General features: G+C 38.3%; 10 protein-coding genes. 2 read left to right on the forward strand and 8 right to left on the reverse strand.

What is annotated here, in order from left to right:
- Window positions 1-7: 7 nt before the first annotated feature.
- From Q0874_RS07840 to Q0874_RS07850, 3 genes are all read right to left on the reverse strand, one after another.
- A complete protein-coding gene (locus Q0874_RS07840) occupies window positions 8-1,336 on the reverse strand; it encodes a DUF2268 domain-containing putative Zn-dependent protease (RefSeq protein ID WP_299161518.1) in 1,329 nt (442 codons plus the stop codon).
- An 8-nt stretch (window positions 1,337-1,344) separates the two neighbouring features.
- On the reverse strand, window positions 1,345-2,679 hold the full coding sequence (locus Q0874_RS07845) for a M28 family metallopeptidase (RefSeq protein WP_299161520.1): 1,335 nt from the start codon (window positions 2,677-2,679) through the stop codon (window positions 1,345-1,347).
- A 261-nt stretch (window positions 2,680-2,940) separates the two neighbouring features.
- Window positions 2,941-5,145: a bifunctional alpha,alpha-trehalose-phosphate synthase (UDP-forming)/trehalose-phosphatase gene (locus tag Q0874_RS07850; RefSeq protein WP_299161521.1), complete on the reverse strand. Its 2,205-nt coding sequence runs from the start codon at window positions 5,143-5,145 to the stop codon at window positions 2,941-2,943.
- 102 nt (window positions 5,146-5,247) lie between these two features.
- Between Q0874_RS07850 and Q0874_RS07855 the strand changes: the two genes are divergently transcribed.
- Together Q0874_RS07855 and Q0874_RS07860 are read left to right on the forward strand one after the other, a co-directional pair.
- Entirely contained in the window at window positions 5,248-7,047 is a 1,800-nt protein-coding gene (locus tag Q0874_RS07855; protein ID WP_299161523.1) for a glycoside hydrolase family 15 protein, read from the forward strand.
- A gap of 362 nt (window positions 7,048-7,409) precedes the next feature.
- The gene (locus tag Q0874_RS07860; protein ID WP_299161525.1) at window positions 7,410-9,440 is read left to right on the forward strand and encodes a dihydrofolate reductase; all 2,031 of its coding nucleotides are present in this window, start codon (window positions 7,410-7,412) and stop codon (window positions 9,438-9,440) included.
- Between the two features lie 79 nt (window positions 9,441-9,519).
- Here Q0874_RS07860 and Q0874_RS07865 read toward each other — a convergent pair whose 3' ends face one another.
- The 5 genes from Q0874_RS07865 to Q0874_RS07885 all read right to left on the reverse strand — a co-directional run bounded on the left by Q0874_RS07865 (window position 9,520) and on the right by Q0874_RS07885 (window position 17,327).
- Window positions 9,520-11,334: an acyl-CoA dehydrogenase family protein gene (locus Q0874_RS07865; RefSeq protein ID WP_299161527.1), complete on the reverse strand. Its 1,815-nt coding sequence runs from the start codon at window positions 11,332-11,334 to the stop codon at window positions 9,520-9,522.
- Between the two features lie 20 nt (window positions 11,335-11,354).
- Window positions 11,355-12,545, reverse strand: coding sequence for an acetyl-CoA C-acyltransferase (locus tag Q0874_RS07870; protein WP_299161529.1), 1,191 nt, complete (start codon window positions 12,543-12,545; stop codon window positions 11,355-11,357).
- A 4-nt stretch (window positions 12,546-12,549) separates the two neighbouring features.
- Window positions 12,550-14,955, reverse strand: a complete 2,406-nt coding sequence (locus Q0874_RS07875; protein WP_299161531.1) for a 3-hydroxyacyl-CoA dehydrogenase/enoyl-CoA hydratase family protein — start codon at window positions 14,953-14,955, stop codon at window positions 12,550-12,552.
- On the reverse strand, window positions 14,952-15,416 hold the full coding sequence (locus tag Q0874_RS07880) for a MarR family transcriptional regulator (RefSeq protein WP_299161533.1): 465 nt from the start codon (window positions 15,414-15,416) through the stop codon (window positions 14,952-14,954). Before Q0874_RS07880 ends, Q0874_RS07875 begins: the two co-directional genes overlap by 4 nt.
- Window positions 15,417-15,554: 138 nt before the next feature.
- Window positions 15,555-17,327 (reverse strand): long-chain fatty acid--CoA ligase, encoded by a 1,773-nt coding sequence (locus Q0874_RS07885; RefSeq protein ID WP_299161535.1) that lies wholly within the window; start codon window positions 17,325-17,327, stop codon window positions 15,555-15,557.
- Window positions 17,328-17,380: the final 53 nt, after the last annotated feature.

Below are 17,380 nucleotides of genomic sequence, written 5' to 3' on the forward strand. Positions count from 1 at the left end.
TAATAAATTAAAGGTCCTTCTCCAGCAGAAAAGCATAATCACTTGCTTTAAGTATAGATAAAAAGTCATTTGTATTTAAAAGTTCAAATACAGCCTTCTGCTTATTTAAGGCAAGTTCGTAATATGATTTGGAAATCAGGTATCCCACGGTATATCCCAGATCATGAGGCCTGTCATTAATTCCACCTCCATTATAAAGCCATTTGGAATTGTCATCAGAAAATAAATCGTTTTTTAGGTCATTCATTATTCTCTGCTCATTTTCTACATCACTAAGATACATAAGATTGGAATTCTGTAATTCTTTCCCCGAACACAATTCCACCAGAAAATCACATACCCCTTCACTAATCACTTGAGCAAGCAAGGTTTCGTTATTTTCAATATCCTGATAATTTTGTTGAAAGTGCATTAATTCATGTATAGTAAGTCCCGGTAGGTCTGAAACCTTCATAATCGCTTCTTTTTGCCAGTTAGTTAATCCTGCAGTAGGCATTGAGTCAGATCTGCCATACATATCACCTCCAACAAACATTCCCATTTCAGTTGCTGTTCCACCAGAGTTTAAAATACCGGGTACCACATACACTTTTGGAAAAACGGCTTTAGGGTAAATATTTTTAAAATTACGCATCCATCCGGCAGTTTTCGATTTTAAAGCGTTAATGCTATCCGGATTAAACTGATTTTTTAAGTAATGGAAGTAATCGGGCGAGGCATTAATCATTTGTCCATACATATTGTTCAAATTTATGTAGCGCACCACATAAAAATCACGCAACTCTCTTGGTCCTTTAAAAATAAATTCTTTAAAGATATGTTTGGCATTCGCAGTATCTTTCGCAGCTTGTTCAAAATAGTCCCAAAAAAGGGTCATTGAACCCATTTCCATACTGTAATTAGAAACATCCTGGAGCTGGAGTTGTATGGAGTCTAATCTCATTTGAAGATTCCGCCATAGAGGCGTATCCATATTATTTTTTATACCATGTAGTTTAGAGATTATTTTTGGGTTGGCCATGCCATTGTCTATAGCCTTATGCAATAAAATAGCTACAGAATCTGATTGCCCGGCCTGAGCATATAGCGAGGCCGCTTCTACATATAATTCCGAAGATTTCAGATCTCGATTGGCATTTACCAACTTATAGGCAAAAGTATTGTAAGCCCCAGTACTATCCAGTTGCTCATAATCTTCGTAAAGCAGGTTTAAATCGGGCAAATAAAGCTTTTTTATGGCTTCTTTGTCTGTTTCGTTTCCAGCTTCGCACGAATTCAAAAAAGGGGTGAGCAAAATGATGAAGATAAAGACTGGGGGAAGGTTTCTTCTATTCATGATTTTTGTTATTCTCTAAAAACTCGATTTGGAAATACAATTATACTTTCATGTCCATTTGCTCCTACAGCCGCAACACCAAAAAAGGAATTATCAATGACTATTCCATCTAATGTAAAGGAATTAATATCTCCAACATAACGACTGTGATCCCATGTAGGTGATGTGGTATCCCGCCAGTAAATTTTGTAGCCAGTGGCTCCTTCAGACTTACTCCATTTTAATTTTACCGAAGCTTGTACTATACCTCCAATTTGTACTTCCTCCGGAGCAGGGGGAGCAGAGGCAATTGATGCTAAATTTATGGCGTTAACTGCCGTAAGTTTTTTCGCATACTCAAAATTTACATGTTCCAATACGTCGCCGTAGGCTATTCCATTTTCCATTCTGATATCCTGATGTTGCTGGGTATAATTTTCATGTGCTTCCATTATCCGGATACCGGCAAAACCAGCATCATTAAATGGTCTGTGATGTCCTCCTCTTCCAAAACGATCCAGTCTGTAAATTAGTATCGGATTCATTTCAGGCATGTACTTTTTAGTGGTTTTATAAACATATCTTGCTAATTGCCGTGAAATTCCATCTACTTCTCCACCATAGAATCTTCTTGCTTTACGCTGTTGTTCAGTTTCGGTGGGCGGAACAGGTTCTGAAAAAATTCTGAAATCGCGATTACTCACTACCCCGTCTACACCACTTATATTTCCAATCATATCATTGTTTAATATTCCCAAAATTTCCCATCCTTTTTCTTTGGCATAAGCCGTAAGACCTTTTCCGCCAAATAGTCCTTGCTCTTCACCCGATAGTCCTACATAAATAATACTGCTCTCAAAATTGTATTTGCTTAATACCCTGGCGGCTTCTATAGTACCAGCCATACCACTGGCATTGTCATTGGCTCCCGGGGCATCTGAAGTAAAATTAGTTGGATCACTTACCCTGGAATCAATGTCACCGCTCATTATAATAAACTTATTGGGGTATTTAGTACCGCGCTGAATAGCTACAACATTAACGACCCAAACGTCGTGAACAATACGTTCGTTTTCACCTTTTTTAACCAAATCTTTTTGGTAAAACACTTCCAGGCAGCTATTACAATTGCTCGAAATTTTTTCAAATTCACTTTTTATCCAGCGTCTGGCTGCGCCTATTCCCCTAGTCGCTGATGTTGTATCACTTAGGGTGTGCCTGGTTCCGAATTTCGTCAGGGTTGTCACATCTTTACCTATACGCTCCGACGAAACATCATTAATGATATCGTACAAGCGGGAATCATTTTGGGAATACGTAAAAGTGGATAATAGTAATAGAAATAGCGTAACATATTTTACCATAGCTTATAAAATTTTAAAGGGAATAGTTTTAAATAATTCAACAAAAATACGACTAGGATCGAGAACTTAGAACAATTCGCTGTCCTATTAAAGCTAAATCTAAAATTGATTCATAAAAGACTTTTGCGTTTTTGTATGAAAATTACCATTAGGATTCGAATAAAGATAGAAATTGGTTTTATCAAATTATTTAGATATTTGAACGTAAATAGTTAAATGACTGAACGTTAAGTAATCAAAACCGGAAAAAGGAAATTACCGCTAAACAAATTTTTGAAGTATACCGCGTACACCGGAAACATTTTCAATATAATATTTAGCCTGGGTATTTTGCATCCCTACTTTAACGGTCACTGCCTCTTCAGGAAGTTCCTGAAACATAAATTCATCTGTCCAGTCATCCCCAATTGCAAAAATAAAGTCATAATCCTCCTTCGCTAACACTCGCATTGCCGCCCTACCTTTATTAACATTACTACTCTTTATTTCCATTACTTTGTTGCCATTGAGTACGCTAATATCATCATTGCCAATAAGACTCGTAAGTACTGTATTCAATTCAGTGGCCCTGTTGGCTCCAAAGTCGGGATCTGTATTTCTATAATGCCAGGCCAGGGAATAATTCTTTTCTTCTATAAAGGAACCAGGAGTTCTGTCTACAAAAGATTCTAATACCGGATATATTTTTTCCATCCAGTCTTTTTTAACATTTTCCAGCATTTTAAATTCTTCGCCTCGTTCTGAAATCCAAACCCCGTGCTCCACAATCATATTGTATTTTTTGGGCAAAAACCAACGCGCAAAAGTTTCTTTATCACGTCCACTTATCAAATAGATATCGTTGCCTTCCTTTTCGCTTAGTTGGTCTAATAAATCATACAATTCACTATCCGGACTTGCTTTTTGCGGATCAATTTTAAAACCGGTTAATGTCCCATCATAGTCAATAAAAAAAAGCCTCTTTTTAGCTTTCTGATAATCTTGAAGCACTCCTTTTAAAAGGGTTTCAGTAAGACGTTTTGAAACATTGGCCGTATCCCGGTCTTTTTGGCCCTGTAATGAGGTCATAAAATCATTGGCCCATTTCTCAACATTATAACGTTCAAGGCGGGTTTGAAGTATTGCATTTCTTCTTTTTTGCTCTTCCAAAGGCATATTGATAGCTTTAAATAATGTATCTGCAATCTGTTCAAAATTATTGGGATTAATAAGCAGAGATTCATTCATCTCATTAGCAGAACCAGCCATTTCACTCAAAATAAGAACCCCGGTTTTATCTGTTCTTGTCGCAATATATTCTTTGGCAACAAGGTTCATTCCGTCCCTGATAGGGGTCAGCCAGGCAATATCACTCGAAGTGTATAGATCAATTAAATTCTCAAAAGGAAGCGATCTGTAAAAATACCAGATGGGTGTCCAGCTAACCGTTGATAATTCACCATTAATTCGCCCTACAAGCTCATCAATCTCCTTTTTTAGAAGTTGATATTGGGGGACATTGGATCGGGAAGGCACTGCTAAAATTATAAGCCTGATCTTTTCTTTGTATTCGGGATATTTATCCAGAAAATATTTGAAAGCATGTAATCGCTTGGCGATACCTTTGCTATAATCCAGACGATCTATTGACAAAATTAATTTAGCATCCGGACTTGATTTTTTATGAAGATCGAGCCTGCGTTGTAAATCAGATTGCTGGTCTTCCGTATTCTGCTGATGAGTTTTAGCTGCCTCACTAAATTTTTCATAGTCAATTCCCATGGGAAAAGAATCGACCTTAACAATCCGGTTGTCCACATAAATATCATTAAAACTTACTTCTGCACCCAACAACCTTCTTACGGAACTCAAAAAGTGTCGTTCATAATCATAGGTATGAAAACCTATTAAATCTGAACCTAGTAAGCCTTCCAGAACCTCTTCACGCCATGGTAATGTCCGGAAGATCTCATATGAAGGAAATGGAATATGCAGAAAGAAGCCTATGGACAAATTGGGTCGCATTTCCCTTACCATTTTTGGCACCAACATTAATTGATAATCGTGTATCCAGATTGTATCCTCTTCGCCAGCTTTTTCTATAATGGAGTCGGCAAATTTTTGATTAACCGACTTATATGTCAGCCAGCTATCTAGTTCAAATTCAGCATACTCTAAAAAATAATGGAATAAAGGCCAGATTGTTCGATTGCTGAATCCAAAATAAAATCCGTTTACCTCCTCTTCTGTCAGATTAACTTTGGAAGAACCATGTTCTGCAAGTGCTTTATCTATTTTAGGTGCCAGTTCCTTTGGAATTTCCTCATCGGTAAGGCCACTCCACCCAATCCAAAGACTGTCTCCCCCCGAATGAACAGATTTCATGCCAGTGGCCAAACCTCCAACACTTGGTATTGCATGAATGTTCCCATTGCTAATTTGCAATTGAACGGGTAGTCTATTTGAGATTATGATAGTTTTGCTCATGTATTGAATAAAATTACGGGGATTTGATTTTTATTTTTCTAAATTTCGTCAAATTGAAGTGCAATAACAATTATTAAGGAACTTTTAGCGGATAATTCAATTATGGACAATTTAGATTATGGTATTATCGGAAATTGCAGGAGTGCAGCATTAATTTCCAAAACGGGTTCCCTAGAATGGTGTTGTTTACCTGAATTTGATTCCTCATCAGTTTTTGCGAAGATACTGGATGATAAAATTGGTGGCAGCTTTGAAATTCATGTTTCTGAAGAGTATTCAATAAGCCAGCGATATAAAAAAAACACAGCTATATTGATTACCAGGTATTCAGATGGAGACAATACGTTTGAACTGCACGATTTTATGCCAAGGTATTATGCAGAAAATGGAAAATATCATGCACCCCCCGAGTTAGCTCGGTATGTGAGACACATCAAGGGGAAACCAAGATTTAAAGTACTTTATGACCCAAAACTGGAGTATGCAATAGGGGAGACCCGGTCTTATGTAAAAAAGAATTTTATTGTAAGCCTTACGGACAATGAAAAATTTGATACAGTCTTTTTATATACCTCATTTAATAAAAATGCCGTACTGGAGGGAAGGGAGCTTGAGGTCACAAAAAATGGGTACTTTTTATTAACGTATAATGAGAAGATATTACAGCCCGATTCAAGGAAGATTTATTTAGATCTCGAAAACACCAAAGTATATTGGCTCAACTGGACCAACAGAACTCCGACGTATAATCAGTATAATAAGGAAATTACAAGAAGCGCAATAACACTTAAACTATTGAGCTACGATAAATCAGGGGCAGTACTCGCTGCTGCCACCACATCATTACCAGAAACCATAGGTGAGGTAAGAAATTGGGACTATCGTTTTTGCTGGATAAGGGATGCGTCAATGGTTATTAAGGTAATGGCCCAATTAGGTCATAAGAACGTGGCACGGAGATACCTTCAGTTTATTATTGATCTTATTCCTGATAAAGATGAGAAACTTCAGATAATGTACGGCATAAACAAGGAAAAAAACCTTACTGAAGAGACTCTGGATCACTTAAGTGGATATAAAGGCTCTAAACCCGTGCGCGTTGGGAATGCTGCCTATAAGCAAAAGCAAAATGACATCTATGGTATTCTTATGGATGTAATTCACGCTCAGTTGGTAAAATTTAGTACCAATATAGAAAACGGGGAGGAATTATGGGGCATTACCAAAGGTATTGTCTGGATCGTATCGAGACACTGGAAAGAGGCCGATAAAGGAATTTGGGAATTGAGAACGGAAGAAAGACATTTTACTTTTTCTAAAGTGCTATGCTGGGTGGCTATTGACCGGGCTATTAAAGTTGCCAGGATACTTAAAAAAACCCGGAAACTTGAAAAATGGATAAAATTAGAACAGGAAATAAAAGAAGATATTTATTCCAATTCCTGGAACAGTGAGGTTAATGCATTTACCCAGTCTTATGGATCCACCCACTTAGATGCCTCTGTTTTATTGATGGAATCTTATGGATTTATTCATGCTAAGGACCCTAAATATGTAAGCACGGTATTAGCAATAGAAAAAGAGTTAAGTAATGATGGATTATTGTATAGATATAAGAATGAGGACGACTTTGGATTACCTTCATCCTCATTTACTATTTGTACGTTCTGGTTTATTAACAGCCTTTTTAAGATAGGAGAAGAAGAAAGAGCACAAAAGCTTTTCGATAAGATATTGAGCTATAGCAATCATTTAGGGCTTTTTAGTGAAGATATTGATTTCAAAACAAAAAGGTTACTAGGTAATTTCCCCCAGGCATACTCACATTTGGCCTTAATAGAATGCGCTGTTAATTTTGCCAACAAGGCCAGTGAGGAAAAAGTATTAGAGTCCATGCGCTAACAATTGGCCGGTAATTCAAGTACTATTTTCTTTTTGAGTTAGATGATTTATTTATGAAATAAAGGAATAGCTTTACTTTTTATTTTTTCCATCAATTCTTTAATGTGCTCTGCATTGGTAAATGGATTCATAATTATAGCCCTTAAGTAAATAATTCCTTTGATTTTTGTTTGCACAAGATAGAAGTTACCTTCTTCAAGTAAGTCTTGCCGAATTGTTGCATTGATTTTATTAAGACTTGGGAGATCTCTTATTGATAATTCTGAAACAAATGATATTAGGCATTGAAGTTGTCTCTAACAAGCATAACAAATCGGTAATGTTTCTCTAAATTTGTAGGATCAAATTAAAAGGTAAAAATCATGAAATGGAAACATGTTTTTAGTAGTTTTCTTGTAGTATTGCTATTGTGGTCTTGTAAGCAAAAAGTAATGCCTGAAGAGACTGCTTTAGTCACGGAAAAGGAATTTGAATATGTAGTAGATCAGTTTGCAGACCTGAGAATACTCCGTTATCAGGTTCCTGGCTTTGAGGATCTCACATTAAAAGAAAAACAATTAGTTTATTATTTAACCCAAGCTGGTTTAGCTGGCAGGGATATTATATGGGATCAGAATTACAGGCATAATCTAGAAATCAGGACAGCTTTGGAAAACATTTACACCACTTTTGAAGGGGATAAATCGACCTTTGACTGGAATTCATTTGATGTGTATTTAAAACGAGTATGGTTCTCTAACGGAATTCATCATCATTATTCCAATGATAAAATAAACCCTGGTTTTTCTAAAGAATATTTAAACTATTTACTTGCAGAAACCAATACGAAACTGGAAGGAGAGGCTTTTGACGTTATTTTTAATGAAGTGGATAGTAAAAAAGTGAACAAAAAGAAGGGGGTTGATAATGTGGCCTCCTCAGCAGTTAATTTTTATTCTCCTGACATCACCGATGCGGATGTGGATACCTTTTATAAAACCGCATATAAAGGCCCGAAGGGCCGCCCAATAGAAACTGGTTTGAATTCTACGCTAGTGAAAGAGAATGGCAAATTGGTAGAGAAGGTATGGAAATCGGGAGGTTTGTATGGTACAGCTATTGACGAGGTAATTAAATGGTTAGAAAAAGCAGTGACTGTAGCTGAAAACGAAAAACAAGCCAAGACTTTGGGGTTACTAATCGAGTATTACAAAACAGGAAGTCTTGACAAGTGGGATGCATACGCTATAGAATGGGCGACCTCAACTCAGGGTAATATAGATTGGATAAATGGCTTTATAGAAGTTTATAACGACCCCAAGGGTTACAGGGGATCTTACGAGAGCATAATTGAAATTAACGATTTTGATATGTCAAAAAAAATGGCTGTACTATCGGAAAATGCGCAATGGTTTGAAGATAATTCTACCTTAATGGAAGAACATAAAAAGGACAATGTAGTTGGTGTTTCTTATAAGACCGTTAATGTTGCCGGTGAGGCGGGGGATGCCTCTCCAAGTACGCCTATTGGCGTAAATCTCCCCAATAATAATTGGATACGCCAAAAACATGGAAGTAAGTCTGTGTCATTAGGAAATATAGTTGATGCGTATAGTAATGCCGGAGGTAGTGGCAGATTAAAAGAGTTTGCTAATGATGAAGAGGAGATCAGGCTTGAAGAAAAATACGGTAAACTGGCAGATAAATTACATACCGCATTGCACGAAGTAATAGGCCATGCTTCGGGACAAATAAACCCGGGGGTAGGACAACCCAAGGAGACCTTAAAAAATTATAGATCAACTATTGAAGAGGGTAGAGCAGACCTGGTTGGTCTGTATTTTGTTATGGATCCTAAGCTAGAGGAATTAGGTTTGGTAGAAAACTGGGAAGAAACTGCTATGGCCTCATATGATGAGTATATAAGAAATGGTTTGATTACGCAATTGATAAGAATTGAATTAGGAGATGATGTGGAAGAGGATCACATGGTGAACAGACAGTGGGTATCAGCCTGGGTATTTGAAAAAGGCAAACCCAACAATGTCATAGAAAAAGTGACAAGAGACGGGAAGACCTATTATAACATCAATGACTACAAAAAACTACGTGAATTATTTGGAGAATTATTGCGTGAAACTCAAAGGATAAAGTCTGAAGGTGATTTTAAAGCTGCTCAGGAATTGGTAGAAGGTTATGGAGTAAAAGTTGATCAGGCATTACATGCAGAAGTGCTGGATAGGAATGCGCAATTTAAGTCTGCACCCTATAGCGGATTTGTTAACCCTGTACTGGTTCCAACGGCTAATGAAGAAGGTGAGATTATTGAAGTTGAATTAGTACAGCCTGCAAGTTTCGAGGAACAGATGTTAAACTATTCTGCAAGCTTTGGGTTTTTAATTTCTAAGAATTAAAATAATAGTAATTTTAGGAGTCTCTAATAAAAAAAACCGCTCAATTGAGCGGTTTTTCTATTCCAAATTAAATTGATTGCTACTGATCAAAAGTATAGGCATTATCCGAAGCCACCTTTTCCGCTATTTGCATTCGGAGTGCCGCAACATTAGGTTGATTGGTGTACTTTGTAAAACGCTTTAATCCCATAAGCATCATTCGTTGTTCATCACCCTCTGTAAATGAGACTATTGCTTCCTTGCCCTTTTGAATTACTGTATCCACTGCATTGTATAAATACAGCCTGGACATTGCAATTTGTGTAGCTTGGCTCTCTTCCCCGAATCTTAGGGCATTTTTCTCCGTTCTAAGAATAGTAGATTCGGCCATATATATTTCTATTAATATGTCTGATGCAGCCAATAAGACCTGTTGGTGTTTTTCCAGATCAGTACCAAACTTTTGTACGGCACTTCCGGCTACCATCAGAAATACCTTCTTAAGTCGGGCGATGATATCGTTTTCTTCCGAAAAGAGTTTAGAATAATCAGGGGTGTCAAAAGAAGATATGCCCATAAGTTCTTCGGCCACCTTAGTTGCCGGGCCCAATAAATCTACATGGCCTTTCATTGCTTTTTTTACCAGCATACCAACCGCTAACATCCTGTTTATTTCGTTGGTTCCTTCATAAATACGTGCTATACGGGCATCTCTCCAGGCTGATTCCATTGGGGTATCTGCGCTAAAACCCATGCCACCAAAGATCTGAATACCTTCGTCTGTCGTCTGTTGAACATCTTCAGATACGGCCACTTTTAGTATAGAACATTCTATGGCATATTCTTCAACGCCTTTTAGTTCGGCTTCCTGGTGTGAATTACCTTCAGCAACACGTATGGCTATCCTATCCTCAATATTCTTAGCTGCTCTATAGCTGGCAGATTCTCCAGCATAGGCATTCGTTGCCATTTGCGCAATTTTTGCTTTAATAGCTCCGAAATTTATGATTGGGGTTTTAAATTGTATCCTTTCGTTGGCATAATTAACCGCTTCACCAAGCACTCTCCTTTGAGCTTCCAGGCATGCTGCAGCCAACTTAATTCTTCCAATATTCAAGGCATTCATTGCAATCTTAAATCCATTCCCTCGCTCCGATAGCATATTTTCAACGGGCACTTTAGTGTCGCTAAAAAACACCTGTCGGGTGGAGGAGGAGTGAATACCTAATTTTTTTTCTTCATCTCCCATCGTGATTCCATTTGAAGGATCATTTTCAACAATAAACCCTGTAATGTTTTTATCATCTCCTATCCTGGCAAAAACAATAAATAATTTACAGAAACCCGCATTGGAAATCCACATTTTTTGACCGCTAATTTGATAATGTTTTCCGTCTTTGGATAATACAGCCTTGGTTTTTCCGGAATTTGCATCTGATCCTGCACCTGGTTCAGTAAGACAGTAAGCTCCGAACCATTCACCTGATGCCAGTTTGGGTACATATTTCTTTTTTTGCTCTTCTGTGCCGTAAAGGGTGATTGGCATGGTGCCTATGCCCGTATGCGCTCCAAAGGCCGTACTAAATGAACCTGTAGCGCCGGAAATATAATCACATACCAACATTGTAGAAACGAATCCCATACCCAGACCGCCATATGCCTCGGGGACAGCAACACTTAAAAGACCCAGTTCACCGGCCTTACGCATACACTCTTCGGTAAAGGCATAATCCTTTTTTTCAAATCTTTCCCAATGTGCCCACAATTCACGATCTACAAAATCCTTGGTGCTTTCACGCATCATTTTTTGCTCTTCGGTCAGATCTTCAAGCGTAAAAATATCTTCGCATTTTGTTTCTTTAACCAAAAACTGACCGCCACGTAAGATGTCTTTGTTAATTGTATCCGTACTCATTTTATTTTTCTTTTTTGATATTAATTTAAAAATTCATAGATACCAGCTGCACCCTGGCCTGTTCCTACACACATGGTTACCATTCCGTATTTACCTTTCATATCGCGTTTGCGCATTTCATCAAATAATTGGACAGAAAGTTTGGCTCCGGTGCAACCCAGCGGATGACCCAGTGCAATGGCACCACCATTTACATTAACCAGATCCTTATTAAGGTTTAATTCTCTTATAACTGCAAGGGATTGAGAGGCAAAAGCCTCATTGAGCTCTATTAATGAAATAGCATCCTGCTTTAAGCCTGCTTGTTTTAATGCCTTAGGAATTGCTTTTACAGGACCAATTCCCATGATTCTCGGTTCTACACCGGCCGCCGCATAATTTACCAGACGGGCAATTGGTTCTAACTTTAACTCCTTGACCATTTCCTCACTCATCACCATTACAAAAGCTGCACCATCACTCATTTGTGAAGAATTACCTGCAGTAACACTGCCGCCTGCTGCAAAAACAGGTCTTAATTTGGCAAGAACTTCTTTGGAAGTATCTGCTCTTGGGCCTTCATCTTTATTCACGATGTAGGAAGTTGTTTCTTTCTTACCCGCAGAATTAACAAAGGTGTGTTCTACTTCAATAGGAACAATTTGTTCGTGGAATTTATTTTCCTTTTGTGCTTTTAAGGCTTTCATGTGAGAGTTGTATGCAAAATCATCCTGATCTTCCCTCGATACCTTAAATTGTTTTGCAACAGCCTCTGCTGTTAACCCCATACCCCAGTAATAATCTTCATGTCCTTCTTTGGCAATTTCGTAATCGGGAGTTGGCTTGTATCCCCCCATTGGAATATAACTCATGCTTTCGGCTCCCCCGGCTATGATACAATCAGCCATGCCCGACTGTATCTTCGCGGTGGCGATACCTATGGTTTCCAGTCCAGAGGCACAATATCGGTTTACCGTAACGCCGGGAACATCATCTATTTCTAATCCCATTAAGGATATCAGGCGAGCCATATTAAGTCCTTGCTCAGCTTCGGGCATTGCATTACCTACAATAACGTCATCGATTCTTTTTTTATCCAGTTGTGGCAACTCCTTCATCATATATGCGATGGTCTCTGCCGCCAATTCATCAGGTCTTTTAAAACGAAATAATCCTCTTGGTGCTTTGCCAACTGCTGTTCTGTAAGCCTTAACGATATATGCTGTTTTCATTTTTTTAATTTCTAAGTGGTTTACCTGTTTTTAACATATGCTGAATTCGTTCCAATGTCTTTCTCTCGGTACAGAGCGATAAAAAGGCCTCTCTTTCCAAATCCAATAAGTATTGCTCACTGACAAGAGACGCTTCAGATAAATCTCCTCCGGCCATAACATAAGCTAATTTATCAGCAATTTTTTTATCGTGTTCACTAATATAGTGACCTGCTTCCATAGAATCCGTTCCTACAAGGAACATGCCTAAAGCCTGTTTCCCCAATACCTTTACATCTTTTCTTTTAATAGGTTGGGTATAACCTCCTTCAGCCAAAAGTTTTGCCTGCGCTTTAGCTGTTGCTATTTGCCGGTCTTTATTTACGACAATGATGTCTTTTCCTTTTTGCAGTATACCTAAGTCATATGCTTCATATGCTGAAGTAGAGACTTTGGCCATTCCAATAGTCAGAAAATATTCCTGCAGCACATTTAATTCTACATCATTCTTCTTGAAAGTGTCGGATGCCCTTAATGCCATTTCTTTAGAACCACCCCCACCCGGTATGACGCCAACTCCAAATTCGACCAATCCAATGTAGGTTTCAGCTGCTGCCACAACTTTGTCGGCATGCAGTGATAGCTCACATCCCCCGCCCAGGCACATTCCATGAGGCGCTGAGACTGTTGGGATAGCAGAATAGCGCATGCGCATCATTGTATCCTGAAAGTATTTAATAGCCATGTTCAATTCATCGTACTCCTGTTCTACAGCCATCATGAATATCATTCCTAAATTGGCTCCAACAGAAAAGTTAGCTGCCTGGTTGCCTATAACAAGTCCTTGAAAATCCTTCTCGGCAAGGTCTACTGCTTTGTTTAAACCAGACAATACATCTCCGCCAATAGTATTCATTTTAGACTGGAATTCTACATTGAGTATTCCATCACCAAGGTCTTCTATAACAACGCCGCTATTTTTAAATACTTCATTAGATTTTCTTATATTATCTAAAATAATAAAGGCATCCTGGCCGGGTACCTTAGCCATGGTCTTCTGAGGAATATCATAAAAATAGGTGGCTCCGTCCTTAACACTGTAGAATGAAGAAGCACCTGAGTCCTTGAGCTCCTTAATCCATTTGGCCGGACTATGTCCCTCTTCTGCAATCATTTTCAAGCCATTTTCCAAACCAATGGCATCCCATATCTGGAAAGGCCCGTGCTCCCAGCCAAAACCGGCTTTCATAGCATCATCAATTTTGTATAATTCATCCGTTATTTCAGGGATGCGGTGAGAAACATAGGCAAAAAGTGCTGCAAAGCTTTTGCGGTAAAAGACGCCGGCTTTATCCTTGCCATTTGCCAAAACTTTGAAACGATCAATAACTTTATCTATGGGCTTGGTAAGTTCCAGTGTGGCGAAATTCGCTCTCTTTTTTGGTCTGTAATCCATAGTATCCAGATCCAGGCCAAGAATGTCACTTTTACCGTCCTTGGTCTTTACCTTTTTATAGAAGCCCTGACCTGTTTTACTACCCAGCCATTTGTTATCCGACATGGTCTGGATAAATTCCGGTAATTTAAATAATTCATGTTGTTCATCATCTGTACAATTTGCATAGATACCATTGGCCACATGTACTAAAGTGTCGAGCCCTACAACATCCACTGTTCTGAAAGTTGCAGATTTTGGTCTGCCAATTACAGGCCCGGTTAGCTTATCTACTTCTTCTACGGTTAGCCCTAATTCTTTGACCATATGAAATAAGCTCTGAATGCTAAAAATCCCAATTCTGTTACCTATAAAGGCAGGGGTATCCTTGGCTATTACAGATGTTTTTCCAAGAAATTTTTCACCATAAACATTTAAAAAGTCCAGCACCGATTGTCTGGTTTTCGGCCCAGGAATAATTTCAAAAAGCTTTAAATAACGAGCAGGATTAAAGAAATGAGTACCACAAAAATGTTCCTGGAAATCATCACTTCTTCCTTCGCTCATGAATTTAATGGGAATACCAGAGGTGTTAGAGGTTATCAATGTTCCCGGACTTCTGTGTTTTTCGAGCTTCTCAAATACCGTTTTCTTAATATCCAGGCGTTCCACAACCACTTCGATAATCCAATCTACCTGTCCTACTTGTGCTATGTCATCTTCAAGATTTCCGGTGGTAATTCTACCGGCGAAATCTGAATGATAGATAGGAGATGGCTTTGATTTTAATGCCGCGGTTAAGGAATCATTGACAATTCTATTTCTTACGGCTTTATCTTTAAGTGTAAGTCCTTTTGATTTTTCCTTTTCATTAAGTTCCCTGGGAACAATATCTAATAATAGGACTTCAACTCCAATATTGGCAAAGTGACAGGCAATTCCGCTACCCATTATACCGGAACCTATAACAGCTACCTTTTTAATATGCTTATTCATTGATGATGATTATTTAATTTGGTATTCCGACTATATATTTTTTTTTCAGTAATAAGACTGTTTATGGTTTCCATAACTTCAAAAAAGTTGTCCAGCTGTCCTTCACTAACATTTTCCTTAACTACGTCGTTAAACCGTAAAACAACATCTTTGGAATCTTTACGCTTTTCAAGACCAAAAGGGGTAAGATGTATTAAAACGCCACGTCCATCATCCGGATTAGGTTTACGGATAATCAGCCCTTTTTCTTCCATGCTTTTTAGTATTCGGGACAAGCTGGTGGCCTCCATTCCCATTTTAGGACCCAGGGATGTGGATGGTGTACCGGTTTTAGGATCTATGCTTAGCAGCGTAAAGCCAACGGCCATAGTTGTGCCAAAATGTTTGGCTTCTTCATTATACATTTTAGCAACGGATTGCCAGGTAGCGCGCAGGGCATAATCTATTGTTATATCCTTCATGAAATCTTCAATTGTACCTCAAAGATATAAAAATTTATTATGCATGCATAATAAATTTAAAAGAATAGCCTGTTGATTTTAAAAGAAATTTAGGTCAAATTAAGTAGTTCAGATTCCCTTAAGAGAGAGCATCTACTCTTAATGTCCATATATTTGATTGTAGAGAGCCATATACTTTTCTTTAATAATCTTTCTTCGAAGTTTCATGGTAGGAGTGAGGTGGCCTCCGTCAACACTCCATACATCGGGGGTAAGTCTAAACTCCTTAATTTTTTCCCATTTGGCGAATTTTTCATTGGCGTGATCAACTTCCTCCTGAAATCTGGCCAGGACTTTCGGATTTATAACACTTTCTGCATTGGTTCCCAGATTAATATTATGTCTTACAGCCCATTCCCCCAAGAATTCAAAATTGGGTTGGATCAGCGCAGCGGGCATTTTCTCACCTTCTCCAACAACCATAATTTGTTCGATAAATCTGGATTGTTTAAACCGGTTTTCCATTACCTGAGGTGCTATATATTTGCCTCCGGAAGTTTTAAACATTTCCTTTTTGCGGTCTGTAATTCTGAGGAAACCATCGGCATCAATTTCACCAATATCACCTGTATGAAAAAACCCATCCTTTAATACTTCAGCGCTTTTTACCGCATCTCTGTAATAGCCCATCATAACCTGAGGCCCCTTAATGCAAATTTCTCCATCAGCTTCAATTTTTACTTCAGTGCGCCCTATTGGTTTACCTACGGTTCCTATCTTAAAACCATTATTGCGCATGTCATTTACGGAGATAACCGGAGAGGTTTCTGTTAGTCCGTAACCTTCCATAAGACCCATTTCAGCAGCATTAAAAATTCTGGCTAATCTGGGTTGCAAGGCCGCACTACCAGATGCAATAAGACCAAGATTACCCCCAAGTCCGGCTTTCCATTTGCTGAAAATTAATTTACGTGCCAGTTTGAGTTGTTGCTCATACCACCATCCGTTTTGGCCATATGGTTCATATCTAAGCCCTACTTTTACTGCCCAAAAAAACAAGAATTTCTTTATGCCTTTTAAGTCAGCGCCCTTTGCTATTATTTTATCATAGACTTTTTCTATAAGTCTGGGAACAGCAGTCATGACATGGGGCTCAACCTCTTTTAAATTTTCACTAATCGTTTCCAGTGATTCAGCGAAATATATAGAAACACTTCTATACTGATACAAATACATTAGCATCCGTTCATAAATGTGGCAAACTGGCAAGAAACTAAGCGCTTTAACTGTACCGTCAGCAATGGGTAATCTGGACGAACTTTCCAAGGTATTACTCACTATGTTATCATGGGATAGCATAACCCCTTTTGGCCTTCCCGTGGTGCCGGAAGTATAAATTAATGTGGCCAGGTCTTCGGGTTTTACAGAGGCTTTAAGTTTTTCTACTTCAGTCTGGTTTGACTCGTCTTTTCCAAGTTGTAACAGTTCCTTCCAGTTCTTACATTCGTCGAGTTCATCAAAAGAGTATATTTCCTTTAAGGAAGGAACTTTATCCTTAACCGTCTTGACTTTCTCATAAACCTCACTGCAGGATACAAAACAATAAACACATTCTGCATGGTTAAGGACATAGGCATAATCCTCTTCAGAAATCGTGGGATAGATAGGTACATTTTGGGCCCCTAACTGTAAAATACCGATATCCATTATATTCCATTCTGTTCGGTTGGTCATGGATATCAGCGCAATCTTGTCATTGGGTTTTACACCTAATTTTAGTAAAGCCCTGCTCACTGTATTTGCCTTATTTATATAATCCCTGGTAGAAGTGGCAATCCACTCCCCATTATATTTTGTAACCAGGGAATTCTTTAGATCAAATTTTTCTAATTGGTAATAAGGAAAATCAAAAAGACGTGTTATATCTTGCATACTCAATTTCTGAATTGTAATTGCAAAATAAGAAAAGGTAACGGTATTTAATA

It is taken from the genome of uncultured Eudoraea sp., from assembly GCF_947490415.1.
Lineage (GTDB): Bacteria > Bacteroidota > Bacteroidia > Flavobacteriales > Flavobacteriaceae > Eudoraea.

Excerpts from the sequence above, each read along its gene's own strand:
- Q0874_RS07855 (WP_299161523.1), top strand. The coding sequence starts at position 5,248 with ATGGACAATTTAGATTATGGTATTATCGGAAATTGCAGGAGTGCAGCA.
- Q0874_RS07880 (WP_299161533.1), bottom strand. The coding sequence starts at position 15,416 with ATGAAGGATATAACAATAGATTATGCCCTGCGCGCTACCTGGCAATCC.
- Q0874_RS07840 (WP_299161518.1), bottom strand. The coding sequence starts at position 1,336 with ATGAATAGAAGAAACCTTCCCCCAGTCTTTATCTTCATCATTTTGCTC.
- Q0874_RS07875 (WP_299161531.1), bottom strand. The coding sequence starts at position 14,955 with ATGAATAAGCATATTAAAAAGGTAGCTGTTATAGGTTCCGGTATAATG.
- Q0874_RS07885 (WP_299161535.1), bottom strand. The coding sequence starts at position 17,327 with ATGCAAGATATAACACGTCTTTTTGATTTTCCTTATTACCAATTAGAA.
- Q0874_RS07865 (WP_299161527.1), bottom strand. The coding sequence starts at position 11,334 with ATGAGTACGGATACAATTAACAAAGACATCTTACGTGGCGGTCAGTTT.
- Q0874_RS07870 (WP_299161529.1), bottom strand. The coding sequence starts at position 12,545 with ATGAAAACAGCATATATCGTTAAGGCTTACAGAACAGCAGTTGGCAAA.
- Q0874_RS07845 (WP_299161520.1), bottom strand. The coding sequence starts at position 2,679 with ATGGTAAAATATGTTACGCTATTTCTATTACTATTATCCACTTTTACG.
- Q0874_RS07850 (WP_299161521.1), bottom strand. The coding sequence starts at position 5,145 with ATGAGCAAAACTATCATAATCTCAAATAGACTACCCGTTCAATTGCAA.
- Q0874_RS07860 (WP_299161525.1), top strand. The coding sequence starts at position 7,410 with ATGAAATGGAAACATGTTTTTAGTAGTTTTCTTGTAGTATTGCTATTG.